The sequence below is a fragment of the Streptomyces sp. NPDC002054 genome, assembly GCF_040296685.1.
Lineage (GTDB): Bacteria > Actinomycetota > Actinomycetes > Streptomycetales > Streptomycetaceae > Streptomyces.
In genome coordinates, this window is the sequence record NZ_JBEOXT010000054.1 from 25,520 (window position 1) to 42,951 (window position 17,432).

General features: G+C 70.0%; 6 protein-coding genes. 2 read left to right on the forward strand and 4 right to left on the reverse strand.

Going from position 1 to position 17,432, the window contains the following annotated elements:
* Positions 1 to 5: 5 nt before the first annotated feature.
* Positions 6 to 4,343 carry a WD40 repeat domain-containing protein gene (locus ABT123_RS34125; RefSeq protein ID WP_351321892.1) on the forward strand — a complete coding sequence of 1,446 codons (4,338 nt, stop codon included), beginning with the start codon at positions 6 to 8 and terminating at the stop codon, positions 4,341 to 4,343.
* Between the two features lie 413 nt (positions 4,344 to 4,756).
* Here the strand turns inward: ABT123_RS34125 and ABT123_RS34130 are convergent, their stop codons facing one another.
* The gene (locus tag ABT123_RS34130; RefSeq protein ID WP_351321894.1) at positions 4,757 to 5,923 is read right to left on the reverse strand and encodes a pentapeptide repeat-containing protein; all 1,167 of its coding nucleotides are present in this window, start codon (positions 5,921 to 5,923) and stop codon (positions 4,757 to 4,759) included.
* A gap of 193 nt (positions 5,924 to 6,116) precedes the next feature.
* Here ABT123_RS34130 and ABT123_RS34135 point away from each other — a divergent pair, with 193 nt between their 5' ends.
* Entirely contained in the window at positions 6,117 to 6,551 is a 435-nt protein-coding gene (locus ABT123_RS34135; protein ID WP_351321896.1) for a hypothetical protein, read from the forward strand.
* 468 nt (positions 6,552 to 7,019) lie between these two features.
* Here ABT123_RS34135 and ABT123_RS34140 read toward each other — a convergent pair whose 3' ends face one another.
* The 3 genes from ABT123_RS34140 to ABT123_RS34150 form a co-directional block, all read right to left on the reverse strand.
* The gene (locus tag ABT123_RS34140) at positions 7,020 to 13,037 is read right to left on the reverse strand and encodes a hypothetical protein (RefSeq protein WP_351321898.1); all 6,018 of its coding nucleotides are present in this window, start codon (positions 13,035 to 13,037) and stop codon (positions 7,020 to 7,022) included.
* A gap of 85 nt (positions 13,038 to 13,122) precedes the next feature.
* A complete protein-coding gene (locus tag ABT123_RS34145) occupies positions 13,123 to 15,456 on the reverse strand; it encodes a hypothetical protein (protein WP_351321900.1) in 2,334 nt (777 codons plus the stop codon).
* A partial coding sequence (locus ABT123_RS34150; RefSeq protein ID WP_351321902.1) for a helicase-related protein occupies positions 15,453 to 17,432 on the reverse strand: 1,980 nt, incomplete at its 5' end. The genes ABT123_RS34150 and ABT123_RS34145, both read right to left, overlap by 4 nt.

A 17,432-nucleotide genomic window follows, 5' to 3' on the forward strand; every position in this document is an offset into this window, starting at 1 on the left:
TTGTGGTGACACGGGCGCTGGTGGCCGGCGCGGGCGACTTCCCCATCGGCCGCAGGTCCGAGGCCGACCGGGCTGAAGGGGCCGCCCGCTCACTGAACTCGCTGCCGTCGGTGGCTCCCGCCCTGCGGGAGCTGTCCTGGGCGCTGCACCGCGCCGGAGTGAACACCGGTGAACCGCTGCTGGAACCGGGCCGTTCGCGGCTGCGCAAACGCTGGAAGAAGCTGCGCGCGGACGGCGAGGCAGAGGCGTTCGTCCTGTACTTCGCCGGTCACGGTGTCCGGGGCGCCGGCGGGGGCCTCTACCTCGCCTGTTCCGGCGCCGACCCCCAGCGCCTCGACGCCACGTGCGTCAGCGTCGGCCGGCTCCTCGAAGAAGTCGAGAACGGCGACACGCCCGTCCTGTTCCTCCTCGACGTGTGCGGAGCGGGCCAGGCCATCATCCAGCAACAGCTGCAGGACCTCGCCGCCCGCCGGCCCCAGGACGGAGTGCGCAACGCCTGGATCATCGGGGGGAGTTCCGCCGGTTCTGCCGCGTACGGAGCCCACTTCACCAGCGCCGCCGGCGCCGTCCTGCACCGGCTGGCCGACGGCACCCTGGATCTCGACCCCGCCCTCGCGTTCGTGCCCGTCGATACCCTCGCCGCGGCCATCGACCGTGAACTCGCCCGTACCGCTCTCGCAGCCGGCCGACCGGCCCAGGCAGTCGTACGCACCCCGCACGCCGAGGCCAGGGTCGACCCCGAGCCGTTCCTGCGCAACCCGGCCTATTCCACGGACCCCGGCGCCACGGTCCTGGACGGTCTGGACCCGCGCCTGCGCGAATTCGCCCACGCCTGCTCACCCGGGCTCGATCCGCTGCACTTCCTCACGCGCGCTGCGGGGAACCCCGTCGCCGACGCCGTGCAGTTCTCCGGGCGGACCGCGGCGCTCACCCGGATAGGCCAGTGGATCGAGGACGAAGCACAGAGCCCTCTCCTCGTCGTCACCGGCGGTCCCGGCAGCGGGAAGTCCGCACTGCTCGGTGTCACCGTCTGCCTCACCCACCCGCAACTATCCAAGCTGGGTCCACGGGTGCGCGCTGCCGTCCGCACCTTCCGACCCAGGCCTACCGGACGGGTGCTGGCCGTCCATGTGCGCGGGCTGTCGCTGGGGCAGATCACCGACTCCCTGCTCCACCAGCTCCGCCGGCCCTCGTCCCAGCTGGCTCAGGCCGTGCCAGTTGGCGAACGTCCGGCCATGCCCGATGTCCTGCCGACAGTCGATGTCCTGTCCGAGTTGCGTGCCGCGGGTGACGTGCTGGTGGTTCTGGACGGCCTTGACGAAGCGGCCGATCCCGCCGCCGTCATCGACGAACTTGTCCTCCCCCTCGTCCGCGGCAATCCCGGCCCCCTGGCCCCTGGCACCTCGAAGGTTCCGGGTGTTCGGGTTCTGCTCGGGACACGCCCGTGGTGGGACGCTCTGCCCGAGCTGCACGCGTACACCACGGATCACTCCGAGACGGTCCTCGACCTCGATCCCGTTACGGAGGAGGACCGCCGGGTACTGGCCGACGACCTCGACTCCTACCTCGACCTCCTCATCGGGGACCTCTACCAGCCGGCCTTCATCCGGGGAGTCGCCGAACGGCTCGCGCGGTACACCGACGGCGGCGCGTTCCTCGTCGCGGCCCTCTACGCCGACCACCTCCGCAGCGGTTCCGAGCGCGACACGATCGACCCGCCCTGCGGCATCACCGAGGTGTTTGACCTGCATCGGCAGACGCTCGCGCGCACCGATCCTTGGATCGAGCCGGTCCTCGCCGTCCTCGGCCAGGCCCGGGGCCAGGGCATGCCCCTGGACCTGCTCCACACCGCCGCCCTGGCCCACAGTCCACCCGAGCCGGGCACCCCCACCCCCCAGCTTGCCGCCACCCGCCGAGCCCTGGCCTCGGCCGCCTTCTACCTGCGGACCGCACCCGACACTGACCATCGCCTCCTGTACCGCTACTTCCACCAGGCCCTGGCCGACCACACCGCCCCGACGGTCCGTGCAGACACGGTCCACGCTACTCTGATGGCCACCGTTCCCCCGACCCCGGCGGGTGGCCCGGACTGGGAGCGGGCCGACCCGTACCTGCTGCGGCACGCCGCCGGGCATGCCGTGGCGGCCGGCGACGGCGCCCTGGACCGGCTCGTCGAGGACCCCCTCTTCCTCGCCCACGCCGAACCGGACGCGCTCACACTCCAGTTGCGCCACACCACCAGCGAACGCGCGGTCACCCACGCCGACATCTACCGCGCCGGCACCGCCCACCATCCGCAGCGCCACCGGCTGGGCACGCGCCGCGCTCTCCTTGTGCTCAACGCCGTACGGTACGGCGTCGAGAGCCTACGCCGCCGACTGTCCGGGACCTCCGACGAAGGCGGCTGGGAGCCCCTGTGGGCCACCGGGGGCTCCCTGTCCCCAGCCCTCTCACGGACCCTCACCGGTCACACCGCCCCCGTCGACGCCGTGGCCGTGACCGACATGGCCGGCCGGCCCGTCGTCGTCAGCGCTTCACGGGACCTGACCGCCCGCGTCTGGGACATGGCCACGGGGCGCCCCGTCGGGGCGCCCCTCGTCCACGACGACGAGGTGTACGCCGTGGCCTGCACCCAGCTGGGCGGCGTGCCGGTCGCTGTCACGGGCACCGGAAGCAAGAGGTCCAAGCAGAGCAGTCTGTGGGTGTGGGACCTGCACACGGGACGCCTGACTGCTGGCCCCCTGGCCGGGCACTTCAACTTCGTCTTCGCCATCGCGTGCGGCGAACTCGACGAGCTCCCCGTCGCGGTGAGCGCATCGCGTGACGGCACCCTCATACGGTGGGACCTCACCGCCGGTCAACCGATCGGAGAACACCTCCGGGGACATTCGGGCCCGGTCATGGCAGTCCGCTGCACCACGCTGGACGACAGGCCCGTCATCGTCAGCGGCGGCAACGACGGCACCGTGCGCGTATGGGACCTGGCATCCGGCAGTCCCGTCCGCCCCCCGCTGGAGACGCACGCGGGCAACGTGGTCGCCCTCGCCTGCGTGCGGCACGACGACCGCCCAGCAGTACTCACCGGCCATCGCGGATACGGACAGGACATGCTGCGGCTGTGGGACCTCGATACCGGGCAAGCCATCGGCGGGCCCCTACTCGGCCACACTCGCCCCGTGTTCGCCGCCTCGGTCTTGCCGGAAGACGCCTCCCTCGCGGTCACCGGGTCCGCGGACGGCACCGTGAGGACGTGGGATTTGGACAGCGGCCTCCAGAAGGGGGTCACACTCACCGGGCACACTGGCACCGTGTTCTCAGCAGCCGCCGGATCCGTACACGGCCGGCCGGTGATCGCCACCGGTTCCTCGGACGGAGACGTGAGGATCTGGGACGTCCAGGACGCCTTCACCGCTCGAGGACATCGTACGAGCCGGGTCGTGGGCCACACCGGCGAGATCACCGCGGTGGCCTGCGCCGTCGTCGACGGCGCGGACGTCGCAGTGTCCGCGTCACGGGACGGCACCCTGCGGGTCTGGGACCTCGCCACGGGACGGCAGCCCGTCGGGCCGCTCGCCGGCCACAGCGACACGGTGACCTCCGTCGTGTGCGCCACTCGTCACGGGCGCCCGGTCGCCGTGTCCGGATCGCTCGACGGGAACGTCATCGTCTGGGACCTGACCGACGGCACCATGGTCGATCTCCTTCCCACCGTCGACGCCCAAGTCCGCCACGTGGCCTGCGCGTCCGGGCCCAGCCCCGTCATCATCGCCCTGTACGCGGACGGGGTCCAGCGCCAGTGGACCCTCGACACGCTCAGCCGCACCGGTCCGGCTGAGCCCTGGGTCCTCGACGAGGAAGGTCCGGGCGGCGGCCCCGCCGGCCCGCCCGATGCATTCATGAACTCCCCGTTCGTCGCAAACCTGACAGCCCTGCGCCTCGCCGGACACCAGGTCGCCGAGAAGCTGCCCATGTGGTCGGGCCTCGTCGCGAGCGTCGGCGAACTGGGGAAGACCCTCCTGGTCACCGCCGACAGCGACAGTGTCCTGGTGTGGGACGCCCCATCGGGTCGGCCCCTGGGCAAGCTTCTGGTCGAGGCGGCGCGTACCTCGGCGCTCGCCTGCGCCCTGCCGGCGGCCGGACCGCCCCTGGCCGCCGCCCTGGACCAAGACGGGACGGTACGGGTCTGGGAACTGGGCGACCGCAGCCTCATCGGCACGATGCTCGTACCCGGCGCCACCGCCGTCGCACTGACCGGCCGACGACAGCTGGTCGCCGCAGTCGGGGCGGACCTGGCCGTCTTCGCCCCCTGTGCCAGCGCGGAACGGCAACCCTCTTCTAGCTGATCCGGGCCAGCCGCCGACCCTAACCTCTGGCGCCTCGGGCCCGGCGGTCCGGGAACTCGATCACTTGCGTCTCCGAACGAAGAAGCCGCTCGCGCTGCTCATGAGAAAAGAGGCGAGGAGATCGGCAAGGACTCGCTTCCGCGGGACATGCACCCTGACCTGGTCGGGGTGGCGGAACTCCTGGACGAGGACACCGGTCTCGGCACAACAGCCTGGTGCCCACGGAAGGGCAGGCCACGGACGTCCTGCGCGAGTACGAGGAACTCAATTCCGATCGCCGCGCCCACGCAGCACCTGACGGACCGGGCGGGCACTTGCAGTCTTCCCTGTCAAGTTGATGTGTTCAGTTTCGGGGCCCGCCGACCTGACGCTCGGCGGACCCACGCACGCACCGGTGATCAGATGTGGTCTTGCTAGGCAGACGCAGGGTCCTCTTCGGCGGACGCGGACTCATCGCCAAAGATCATCCTCACAATCTCGGCTTCTCTCTCGGCTCGCTTCACTTTCCATCCTTCGCAGGTTTCGCGACGGGCTTGGATCTGTGGGTCATCTTCGAGTTCCTCCGGCAGTTGCGTGGAGTCGTAGATGCTCGCACGAGAGAGTTGTTCTGGGGTGAGCCCTCTGGCCATTGACAGGTTGGCGCCCGTCAGGCGCGTCACCTGCAGGTCGGCGCTCTCCAGGACGGCGGACTCGAGGTCGGCGTCCTCCAGGTCTGCCCAGTTCAGGTTGGCGCGGTTAAGGTGCGCCAAGCTCATGTCCACGCCCTGGAAGCGCGCGTTCCTGAGATTTGCACCCTCAAAATGCACGAACTTCAGGCTTGCCCTTGTCAAGTTCGCTTGACTTAAGTTCGCCCACCTCCAGTCGACACCCTCAAGGTCTCGGTGGTGCAGTTCTGCCCCTTGCAGGTCCATTGGTACTGTTCGGCGTCGCTGGCTGTCGCGGCGGTTGAGCACCGAGAGCGCGGCCCGGATGTCTTCAGGTAGCTGCCGTAGATCGTCGCGCGGCGGGATGAACAACTCGTCGGCCAAGGGGTACTTGTACGGGCGCTTCTCGCTGTTCTTCTTGTCCTTCTTCTTTGGTCTTGCGTCTTCTGCCAGTTTGGTGCGGATGAATGCGGAGAGGACTTCGACGATGGTTCGGTGGTCTCGCTCGCTGTCCTTCATGATGCGTTCGAGGCTGTAGATTCCACCGAGTCGCTCGTGCAGCTTGTCTGACGCGAGCAGCTTGATCGCCTCGACGTACCGGTCGGTGACCTGGCCTTCGCGAGTCAGCTCGGCCTGTTCTCGGTCCTTCTCCCTGGTGTGTTCGAAGAGCTTTTCGGTCTGCTGGTGGCTCTTGTGTGTGTATCGAAGGCCGAGCCCGGTGAAGATGCCGGCGACGATGGCGATGAGCATGGTTCGGAACCCGGTGATGATGATCCCGGCGCTTGAGACGAGCTCGCCGCGGTCGTCTCGGAGGTGGTGGCCTTCAATCCACCAGGGGCCCCAGATGAGGGCGGCAAGGAAGGCGGCAGTACCGGCTGCTGCCAGTGCCCAGTGCCACCAGGGGCGTCGCTTGGGGGTGGGGTGCTCGTCGCTCATGTCGGGCATGATGTCCTTCTGCGCGCCACCGCATGCGGGGAACGGCCGTCTTCAGAGCGAGAGTTGAGGTTGGCTTCGGCCACCTCAACCGTCGATGCGGCCGTCGGCACCGCAAGGTACTCTGCCCGGATTCCGAGGGCGGCGGCGAGATCGTCGTGGTGCGGCGCATTGCCTCATCGGTCGCGATGAGCGCGTGGTTCAGGCGACGCAGCAGTTCGCACACTGGCGGGAGTCAGCAGCTCCTACCTCCGAACTGGCCCACGGCATGTACATTCCCGTCTCGTACGCCCGCGTCCTCCTCAACGACGACTGCACGCTCGGAAGTAGGGGTGGGCGCATTTTCAGCTACGAAAGGGTGGGACGCTACCTCGTCGGCTCGGAGTTCGCAGATTTGGTGAAGCTCGGCTTGGTCGGCACTGTGGGAACCAGCGTCGAGCAGTTGCGGGACTTCGGGGTGCAGCGTGCCCGGGAGGGGTACAGCGTCGTGCTGGGGTTCGAAACGAGCGAGGAGACGCCCCGTGCACGGGCGTCCCGCGCCCGCAACCGCAGTACGAGGAAGAGACCGAAGGTGAGCTCCTACTCCCCGCCTCCCTCGCAGCCGCCCTTGTTCGACGTTCCGGGTTCCTGATCCGCGGCGGATCAACAGCGACCGCTCACGCTTCCCGTCCGCCGAAGCGGCCTCACGGCATCCTCCTCCTGATCGTAGCGGGCCACGAACGACGCCGCACGGCCCGCGCCGTGACATTGCGTATGCGGCGGGCTGCTGGAACTGAGCACCTCACGCCCGTAACCGTGTCTCCGGGAAGGCAGCAAAATCCCATCCTCTGTTCGCCCCTGCACGCAAGCACGCGAGGTACATGTTCGTGCCAGCCCGTCGACCATTCGCATCGACTGCTTCCAATATTTCTCATTGGCCGACACCCAGTCGACGGTCATGCTGGTATCTGGGCGGCTGTCGGAACAGATGCCAAGGGAATGATCCGCATCACGCAGCCATCCCAGTAACCCTGGACATCAACCCGATCGAGATCAGAACACCAGCACGCGTCCGCACAGCCTAGGTGGGGCCAGGCACAGCTCCAGCCCCACCGGCTGGTCAGACCTGGGTGTCGAGTACGCCCAGCGCTGCATGGAGGACCGCCTCGACACGCAGGCGTGTTCCGTCCCGGTCGAACACCTGGAGCGCCTCCAGGCAGGTGATGGCCCAGCGCGCATCGTCGGACGAGAGGCCGGCCATCTCGGCCGCGGTAACGAGGTAGACGTCGTCGTGCCAGTCCGTGCCGAGCTGTTGGACGACCCCGTCGTAGACGGCCTTCAGGGTGCCGCTCTCCAGCAGACCCACGGCCTCGACGAACTGTTCGGCGCCACGGCTCTGCTGCAGCCACGACGTCAGGTCGCCCAGCACACGGTCCTGGTTCGCCTCGCCCATGTGCGACTTCAGGGCCAAGTCCAGCAAGTACGGCCAGCCACCGGTCGCCGCCGCGAGACGGGTCAGTCGCTCCTCCGTCTCGCACAGGCTGTAGCGCTGAGTCCAGTCTTTCAGGCTGCGCATGTCGTGCCGGCGCAGCACCACGACGGTGTCCTGGTCGGCGTCGGGGCCGGTGAGGAGGCCCGACCAGAAGCCGAGCTGTGCCACACCCGACACCAGGACCACAGACCTGGCAGCTTCGGCGGCTTCGGGCAGGACCGCTCTGGCCAGGTCGAGTGACTCCCGACAGGACTTCTCACTGCCCAGTGACAGATCGCTGATGAGCAGTCGTCGCTCACCCGCGCCGCCTGCGGCGAGTTCCCTGCGGAACGTCTTGGCGCTGCCGATCGGAGGCACCGCCCAGCCCGCCATCCTGCCGGTCACTTCTCGCAAGGTCTGCTCCACGTCAGCGACCCCGGTCGCCTGCGTACCGAGCACGACACGGACCTGGTTGTGGTGTTCCCCCAGTAGGTAGTCAATCTGATTCACGGTCAGGGGGGCTGACCTACCGTCGTAGAGGTCCGGACGGCTCTCCAGGACAACCGTCTCCTCCAGCCGGGACTCCCTTTCCGCCCGTAGCAGCCGCGCCTCGATCTCCTGGGCAGTGCCGATCATGCGAAGCGCGTTGGGCCCTCGCAGGTGCCAGCCCTGCCCGTCATGGTTCGGGGCCAGGACGCCGAGGCCCACCATCTCCTGCAGGTAGGCACGGAATCCCTCACTGTCCAGCTGCTCGAAGCCTCGGGGCCACCAGCCGGCGCATTCCTCCCGCAGCTCCCTGTCGCTGAGCCTGGTTTCCAGACCGTTGTCCCGGGCGTGCTGTGCGAGGACGTTCGCGATGACGTGGTAGCGGTCGTCCAGGGCGAGGGTGTCCTTGAACGCCGCGGTGATGTCCGACCTCAGCGAGGCATCCTGCTCCACCGCGTCCACGTCGGTTTCGTCGATGGTGTAGGGAGGCGGACCGAGCGGGGTGCGCGCCCGCCTGTCCTGCATGACCTGCACCATCCTGCTACCGAAGATCTGCAGCAGGAACGGCTGGTACGAACAGAAGCCAAGCACACGGTTGACCAGGTCCACGTCGGCGAACTCGAAGCCGAGAGCACGCATGGGATGCACGATGAGGTCGGCCGCGAACTGCGGGGCGAGCGGTCCCACGACCGTCGGGGTCTGCGCCAGGTGGCTGAACGGTCCGTTCCTGGCGAGCCGGGTGAAGCGCTGAACCGAGTGCAGGCCGGCGAAGACGACCTTGGCCCGGCCGCGCGAGTCCTCGCCCAGCCCGCGCAGCCGACGGGTCTCCGTGCACTCGGGCACGTCCGCCTCGAAGAAGCGGTCGCACTCGTCGAGGAGGATGAGCAGCCGCCGGTCGGGGTCCTGAGCAAGCCACCGGTCGATCCCGTCGGTGACCCGCTGCCAGGACTCCTGCTGCGGGCCCCGGCGTCGCGGCTCCTCCAGGACGCCCTCCCTGATCAGCTCCTGGTCCAGCGTGGGCCAGATAGCCTCCGCGCCAAGGGCAGTACCCCGGCCAATCCCGATCTTGTCCAGGTTGAGATAGAGCTTGCGGTACGCCCCGGGGCGCTGTTCCTCGAACCGGTCGCCCGCGTCGGCGAGCAGGGCTGACTTGCCGAGGCCCCGGCCACCGTAGAGGATCTGCGTCCCCGCCGGGTCGTGGATGCTCTTGCGCTCGCGGTCCCGGCCGTAGAACATCTCCCGGCCGATCTGGCCACGCTTCTCCTTGATGTACGGGTTCACCCCGGAGAACGGCAGCAACGTCTCGGTCGTGGCGTCAACCCGCCGGTTGCCGTGCGCGACGAGGTAGGCCAGCGCAGCGTCGTCGACGACCATGATCGGCTTGGTGCCCTGGGAGGCGGCGGCCAGTTCGATACGGGTCCTGCTGTCCAGCGTCCCGAAGTGGACCACGAGCAGACTGCTCTCGTCGGGGTCCTGGAGCGCGCGGCTGATGAGCAACTTCGCCGCGGGGCGGCCCCAGATCAACAGAGCACGCAGTTTGCCACCCCGGTCCTTGATCTGGGATCCGAAGGCCGGCGCCCAGGCACGGCCGGTGACGTGCACGTCAGCCAGTTCGAAGAACCGGTAGTCCTTGCCGCGCGGCAGATCGTCCAGGGGCCGGGCCCGCCGCGCCTCGTATCCGAGCAGGGACAGGGACGGCGTGAGGCTCTCGCGCGGGTTGATTTTGATGCGGTCCTTGGTCGTGGCGAGCGTGCTCCACAACTCCATAGCCGCGGCAGCACGTTCGGCCTCCTCTTCCGACAGCCCCGCGTAGTCCAGCACCGCGTGGTCGCCGTACCGACCACGGGTCCGCACGGCAACGATCAGCCCGGCGTCGACACCGCCGGGCAGGGCGTCCGGCACCGCGGGGAAGAATGCCTCCAGATGCGAGTCCTCGGACCTGATCTCCGGTACCGGCTCGCCCAGTTCCAGGAAGTAGACGAGCTCGGCCGCAGTGGCCAGGCTGTCGGTGTCCAGATTACGCTGGACTCGTTCACGGTCCTCCGCGCTCACGTCCGTCAGCGCGTCCAGCCGGGCACGCAGCCGGTCGGCGGCCTCCTTGCGGTAGCGAGGAAGGAGCTCCTCGACCCGATCGAGGTTGCGACGGACAGCGGCCAGCTCATCCGGTCCGTCGTGTTCCAGGTGCTTGCCAGCGTCTGCCAACAACTCCTGCAGGCTGACGTCCTGTTCGACTGTGAGTGCCTCGTCCGCCTGGGATCGGCGGAGCCGGGCGGCCAGTTCCCCCTGCTTTTCGGCGAGCGCCGCGCGGCGCTCCCTCTCGGTCCCGGTGAGCTCTGCTCGGCGTTCCTCGGAGAGCGTCAGCGTGTGGGCCACCGGGAGCACGCCGAGGTCGGCGAGATCAGTGATCGTTCGGACCACGCCGAACTCGTCACGAGCGAGCTGGTACGCGATGGCGTCGTCCCAGGTACGGTCCAGGGCCTCCAGCAGTCGGTCCACGGGTAGCTTCTCACAGGGTGCGCCCGGCCGCGCCTTGTGCAGCTCGGCGTCCATGACCTGCTGGACGTCCGGCTCCGATCCCGTCTCGACCGGCCGGCTGTCGACGTCCAGCCCGGCGAAGACCTCTGCGAACAGGTCCCGGGCCACGTAAGCGGTGGCTTTGGCCAGTACCGCGGAACTACGTTCGGCCGCGGCGAGGTCGTCGGCGACCCGTTCGCGCAGGCCGAGGAGGGAGAGGCGCAGCGAGGCAACGGACTGGAACGCCCACACGTTCTCCTCCGCACGGGCGGCTTCCAGGTCGCGCTTGACCGCACGCCACTGCCGCACGGCATCGCGCACACGTTCCAGGTAGTGGCGGACGTTGTTACGGCCCGATCCCTGGAGGTCACGGCCGCCCGGGCCGCGCAGGGCGGAGTCCATCTCATCGATCGCCGCCTCGACCTGCGTCCGCCGGGCGAGGTTCTCCAGCAGCTCGTCCGCGCGCGTCGCGGCGTCCGGGGCCCCGGAAACGATCGCGGTCAGCACGCTGCCAAGCAGGCCCGTCGGAGCCAGCCAGCGTTGCACCATGGCACTGGCCCGTTGGAAGCGCAGGCGTGGCACGGTGAGCAGGGCCTGGCAGGCCTCCACAGCTGCGCGCAGCTCGCTCTCGGTGTGGGAGACATCGGCGACGACGGCGTGGGGCGGCGCGATGAGCAGTGCGCCCTGCAGGGCCCGCTCCGCCACCGTGGTGGCCACCTCATGCAAGGCGTCGGGCAGTTGAGGGGCGAGCGCCCGCAGCTGCGCGCCGACCACGGGCGCGCCCGTTACGAGGGCCGCGCGGACCAGGGTGGGCAGCAGGAGCAGGGACAACGCATCGGTGTCGCTCTCCTTGCGGGCCTCCCACTCATGCAGCGACTCCTCGATGACCTGAGCCGCGCGGCCGGTCCTGGTGCGCAGCAGTGTCGCAACGGCGGCCAGGCGCAGAACCGCGGACTCCGTGTCCGGGCGGTCGGCGGCCTGCGACAGGTGGGCGGCGAGCCCGAAGCGCCTTTCGGCGATGAGCCGGGCGAGGACCGACTCGACGTCCTGCGTCCGGGTTCTGTCGGCGGTCCCCGTTTCGGTGTCGGGGGCCGCCGTGGTCAGGGTGAAGTCCGCGACGACCGGCCGGGGCGGTGCGGGCCGCTGTTGTCCGCCGTCGGTGGACCCGAGCCCGTTGGAGCCGGGCTCCTCGGTGCGGCGGACCTGCCGGTCCTGCCCGTCCTGCGACGCAGACGCGCCGGTATCGCCGTCCGTAGCGGTGGCGTCCTCCGGAAAGGCGGTGCGGTCCGGGGTCTCCTGCGCCTCGGCGGGACCACCCGTCAGAGGGGCGTCCGTGTCGCCGTCGCCGGACCTGTCCTCGGTCACCGTGATCTGCGCGTACAGGACTGCTGCCACGGCGTACGGCGAATGAGCGACCGACAGTTGCTGCTGGAGCTCGATGACCTCCTGCTGCGCGCCTGACTGGTCCTTCATGCCGACGAGGCGTACCAGCAGCGTGAGGAAGTGCGCGCAGGCTTCGTCCTGTTCGTCCCACTCATGCTTCGCGAGCAGCGCGTCCGCACGCTGCCTGGCGTCCGCGACCACCCCGGCCACAGCGCTGTCCGGGGAGCAACGGAGCGTCGTCACCGTTGCCACCACGCGACGGGTCTCGGCGTTCCTCTCGTTCCGTTCGGCCCGCGCACGGAGCTCGTCGGTCGCCGCGAGGATGTCGTCGAGGCGGTCGGCGACCCCGGTGACGCCGAGCGTGGAGAGCGCGGCCCGCGCGCGGGCGAACGCCGGAGCGACCGCCCCAAGCCGTGTCAGATCGGTGACGGCGGGCGGGCACCCGTCCACCAGGGCGACGCGGAGGCGGTCGGCGGCTCCTCGCGCCTCCTCGACGACGCGCTGGAGTTCCTCCTCGGCCGCGGTCAGCTCCTCCATGGATTCCCGGTCACCCGGGGGGCGCTGTGCCTGCTCCGCGGTGGGCTCGGCCGGCTTCGGGAGCTCGGTGTGGCCGGGCCGCCGGGGCCCCGGGACGGCCGTCACCGGCTGTGCTTCCCCGGTCGCCATGTCCTCGGGTGGCGCAGTGGGGTCCTCATGCGACGCGGTCAGCAGGAAGCCGCGGGTCTCGTCGATCACCCTCTGGGCCGCCTCGAACACCGCGTCCCGGGCGGTTTCGTCCGCGTCTATGCCGAACCAGTCGTGGCCAGCGGCCCATACGAGCAGACGGGCGTCGTACGCCGATGCCTGGAGGTGGGAGAACAATGCCAGGCCGAGCAGGCGTGTCCCCCAGCGGTCGACGAGTCCGGGCGCGGTGCGGGCGGTCCCGTACTCGGCGACTACGCGGTCGATGTCGTTCATGATCCGCGCGGTGAGGTGGAACAGGGGGTACCTGCGGACGGGCGGCTCCACTCGCTGCAATCGCTTGAGCACCTGCTCGCTGAGTACTCGCCCGAAGCGCCGTGGCTCGACCTTGCGGAAGCCGAGGCCGTGCATGATGGCCTGTCGGTCCTTGGGCTCCAGGGAGTTCAGCGCGAGTTCCGTCTCGCCGACTGTGAGGCCGTCAAGGGTGGTGTCGAGCATCGACCCGAGCCCGTCCAGCGCTGCGGCGAGTTCCTTGAGCAGGCCGACTGGTATTCCCTGCGGGGAGAGCGGTGGTTTCGCAACCACGGTATAGCTGGCGGTCATTCAGTCCCGATCTCTTGTGTTCTGTGGTGCGGATGCGGGGTGTGGTGTGTGGCGCGCGGTGGCGCGGTCGATCCGGCGCGGCTGCTCAGCGTCGGCGGAAGTGTGCGGTGACGAAGGTGTAGCCGCGCGGCAGTTCCCAGCCGTCCGCCTTTCCGACATGGCGGCAGTGTTCGCGGTAGGCGGCGCGCTGTGCGTCGGTCGGTTCCGAGCCGGCGGGGAGCTTACGCAGGAAGCCGTGGACGAAGTGCTCGACGCCCCTGTCCTGCGGGAACGCAGCTGCACCCCAGCCCACCGCCGCCCGTGGCACCACCACTGGGTTCGGCGCGTAGCCGATCAAGGCGATCGGCGGCTCGCCCTCGCGGGCCGGGTGGTGGGGCTCACCGTCCGTGCCACGGCTGCCGGTGGCCGGGTAGAGGTTCCGAGCGGCGAGGAGGTCGTCCACGGCCTGCTCCAGCGCGGTGACCTGGTGCGGAGCCGGAGTGGTGTCGTAGACGCCCCGGGGAAGGGCGCTCCGGTCGAGCAGGGCGTGCCCGTCGGGCGTGAGCCGGCCCAGGCGTCGTACGGCACGCAGTACGAGGTGCCTCGTGTCCAGACCGCCGGAGGAGTCGCCGTCCCGGCCGCTGCCCGGAGCTCCTTCCCGGATGAGGACCGCGGTGTCGTAGCGGTGTGCGACGAGCTGCCCGTCGATGTCGACGGGGTCCTCCAGCTCTACGGTGTGGAGCCTGACGACGGTGCCGCCGCGCGGCCACTGGAGGTACAGGCACAGGCCGGGGAAGAAATCGATGGGCCACTGGACGTTCCGGAGCATGCCGGTCTCTTCGGTGAGGTCCAGCACAACCTCCTGCACCTCCTCGGACTCGTCGAGCTGGCCACCGGGATGGCTGATCTCCAGGCGTACGGGGAGACAGTCCATCCCGAGGTACGCCAGCCCGCCCCGGACCAACCGGTTCAGCGGCAGCCTGTCCTCCATGAGGTGGGCGAGGCGCAGCGGGAGCTGCCAGCACACCTCGCTGTCGTTGATCCGCGAGTAGTTCGGCTGACCGATCCATTCGCCGTCTGCGAGCGGAGTGTCGGCGGGCTCCGCGTCGGTGTACCGCTCCTCCTCCGGCTCCTCCTGCCGAACGCCCTGTGGGGGTACGGCGACGCTCCGGGGCGGCGCGGGCGGATGCTGCGTGTCGTGCCATCCGCGTCCTGCCGGGCGCAGCGGATCGCTGTCTCCAGCTTCCCCGGAGCCCGGGTGGTGGGACCGCCAGATACCGCCGCTCTCGAAGTCGTCGTCCAGGGTAATCCGTACATCGGTCCCGGCGCGCAGGCCGTTGTCCGTGTCGCCGCGGACGAAGTCCGCAACCGCCAGGTTGGCGCGACACACCGAGGCCGCGTACTCCACTCCGCTCAGCAGGGGTTCGGCGCCATCGACTCCGCGCAGCCAGGGGCCGATCGCCGTGTACACGGTACGGGAGCCTTTCAGGCCGTGACGTCGCCGCGTGACCGGGGCTGCGCTGCGTTCCAGGGAGCCGGCCAGGGCGCGCACATCCGCTCCGCCCAGCGGTCCGTCGTGGCAAAGCCCGGCCCCGATGCGGGTACGGGTCAGCGCGTAGTGGCCCCAGCTGCGCAGGCTGTCGCTGGTTCGCAGGGCGTGAGCGATGGTGTCCCACAGCCCGATGAGAGCCTCTTCGAGCCGCTCATGAGCGCTGCTTCCGGCCAGGTGGGCGACGGACACGGGAACGAGGGGGCTCAGCAGTGCCTCGCGCTGGTGGGTGAGCAGGTGGTGCACGAAGGCGGCCGAATCGTCGAGCCCGGCCTGCTGTGCGGAGTCGTACCGAGCGTCGACGACGAGGTGTCCGTCCTTGTTGAGCCACTTCTGGCGGGCCCGGAAGCGCCGCAGCTTCGCCTCGCCGAGCTGGAGTGCCGGGCCGAAGGCCGTGAGGTCGGGGACCAACAGCTCCCGCCGCACGGGCCGCTGTGCGTCCGGGCGCTCCTGCGGTCCCCGCACACCGGCCGGTGCCCCGGACACCCATGCGGGTACGTCGGCGCCCTCCGTGACGCCCGGGTGGCAGCCCTCCTTGTAGACGATCTCCGCGTACAGGGGGTCGGAGCCGCTTTCGATCCGGACGAGCGCTCCGACGGGCAGGGCCGGTACTTCGTCGCCCAGCGTCAGGGAGGGGAAGGCGTCCAGGTCGAAGGGGCCGTTGCCGTACCCTTCACTGCCGAGTTCGTAGCCGAAATAGGCCGCGTTGAAGGCGACCGCGGTGTGCACCGGACACGCGCGGTCGGCGACCACCGCCTCCAGGTAGCGGCGCAGCCGCTCGAACTCCTTGGCAGACGCGCTCCGGTGTCCCTCGGCCATGGCGGGAGTGAGCACGGGCTCGCCGACGTACGGCTGCCATAGGTCCGTTCCGGTGGTGACCACCGTGGTCATCGCCCGCCGTCCGTCCGTTCGAGTCCGGCTGCCAGCCGGTGGGATTCCTGGTGCCGTGCCGCGCGGACGGCGCGCCAGAGGCCGTCTGGGGCCTCGACAGCGGCGCCGGCCGCGGCCAGCCGTGCGAGGCTCGCGCCGACTGCCGCGTAGGGGAGGTCGGCCCTGCCGCCGAAGTGACGGCTCTCCCGTATCGCCTTCGGCAGGGGGATCATCTTTCGGTTCCTGGGGTTGTATGAGGATTCGTCGCCGCGCAGCGCGTGCCAGAGCCTGCGTTGGTGCGCGCCGTGCGACTGGAGCTGCAGCAGCCGGTGGATCTGGAGGTCTACCCGCTGGTTCCGTAGCGAGGTGTCGGTGTCGCCGCCCTCGTGGGGACGCGGGCTGCAGAAGGCCTGGGCGACGGCGGGGCGCCGTTCCTCCGCCGGCCACTTGCCTGTGTCCCAGCAGGCGGAGCAGCGGCAGCGGGCCGTGGTACAGCAGCCGTCGGGCAGATCGGTGACGCCGAAGTAGTCGGCGAAGACGCGTTGGGCGCAGACCGTGCTCGCGTGGAAGAAGTCCCGCAGCCTGGCCAGTTCCTCGGCGGCCCGGCGGCCGCGTCGGCCGAGCAGCGCGAGGAAGTTGTCCGGCAGGGAGCTGGTGCGGACGATCAATCCGGTGACGAGGCGGCGGCTGGGGGCAGCAGAGACGTCCAGGAGCCCCCGGTCGTGGAGGTCGGCCAGTAGTTCCCAGGTCGCCGCGGGTCCGTCGGCGACCGAACGGTAGCCGGTGCACCGGGCGGCTAGTTCCCGGTCGAGGAGCCGGACGTCGACGTGGCCCGGGCTGTCCCAGGACAGAGCGATGTCTATGACGGTCTGCTCCAGCCGCGCGAGCCCGGCCGCCTCCTCCCCGTACCCTTCTGCGGTCATGCACGGGCGTCCCGTACCGTGGCCCGTCGGCCGGAGGTCGCCGGGTCGAATCGCGCAGTACGGCGGGTGGTCCCCGAGGTCCTCGACGGCCCCGAGGTCGGCAAGCGCGGTAAACGCCCGCATGATGCCGCCCTGGTAGCGCTCCTGCGTATGCCGGTCCTCGAGCTCCGCCTCACTCAGCGCGCCGCTCGCGGCGTCCTCGGCCATGAGCACGTCGGCCAACCCCACCGGGTCGAGTGTGCCGTCCCGCTGGGCGAGGACGAGGCCACCCATGCGCCGCAGGAGCGAGGGGGCCAGTTCCTGGCCCGTCATGAAGCGGACCATGCGCAGACCGCGGCTCGTCGCGAGGGCGAGACCGCTGTTGACCGGGCCGTCACCGGTCGTCCCGCTCCCTGCGCTGTCGCGCCCGGCCCGTCCCAGCTGCTGGTAGAGCGCGGCCAGGTCGGTGGGTGGCGACGCGCACATCACGGTCCGTACGTCGGGCCTGTTGACGCCGAGTCCGAACGCTGAGGTGGCGACCACCACGACCGGCGCGAAGCCGTCGTCGCCCTCCCGAGGCGCCTCCCGGAACTCCGTCATAACGGCCGCCTTCTCCGCTTCCGTCAGCCGGCCGTGGTATCGCAGCACGCGTACGCCGGCGTCACCGACGTACTCGCGCAGGTGTGTGTAGAGGGTGTTGACCTCTTTGACGGTGAGGCAATAAAGGATGGCGTGACCGTCGAGCGCGTCGACGACGCGCTCGACCAGTCCGGCGACACCCCCATGGCCAAGCCGGTCGAGGGAGCGGCGGAAGACGGCGAGTTCGGGCCGGATCGGGTTCTCGCGCACCGTCACGAGTCCGTCCACGACACCGGCATGCTCCGTTTCGACGGTCGCCCGGGGCGAGCCGGGTTCCGGCACACCGGCGGGCAGACCGAACACTCCCTCGCGCAGCGCCTCGTGGACGGCCCTGTTGGCGGTGGCGGTCACCGCGGTGACCGCCACCCCCGGGTCCCCGCGCCGCACGGCCAGGTACCCGCGGGCCCCGCGCCAGCTCGGCCGGAAGTCCACCCACAGCGGCAGGGTGTGTGGCAC

Coding starts and splice junctions, on each gene's coding strand:
- ABT123_RS34130 (WP_351321894.1), bottom strand. CDS start 5,923: ATGAGCGACGAGCACCCCACCCCCAAGCGACGCCCCTGGTGGCACTGG.
- ABT123_RS34140 (WP_351321898.1), bottom strand. CDS start 13,037: ATGACCGCCAGCTATACCGTGGTTGCGAAACCACCGCTCTCCCCGCAG.
- ABT123_RS34145 (WP_351321900.1), bottom strand. CDS start 15,456: ATGACCACGGTGGTCACCACCGGAACGGACCTATGGCAGCCGTACGTC.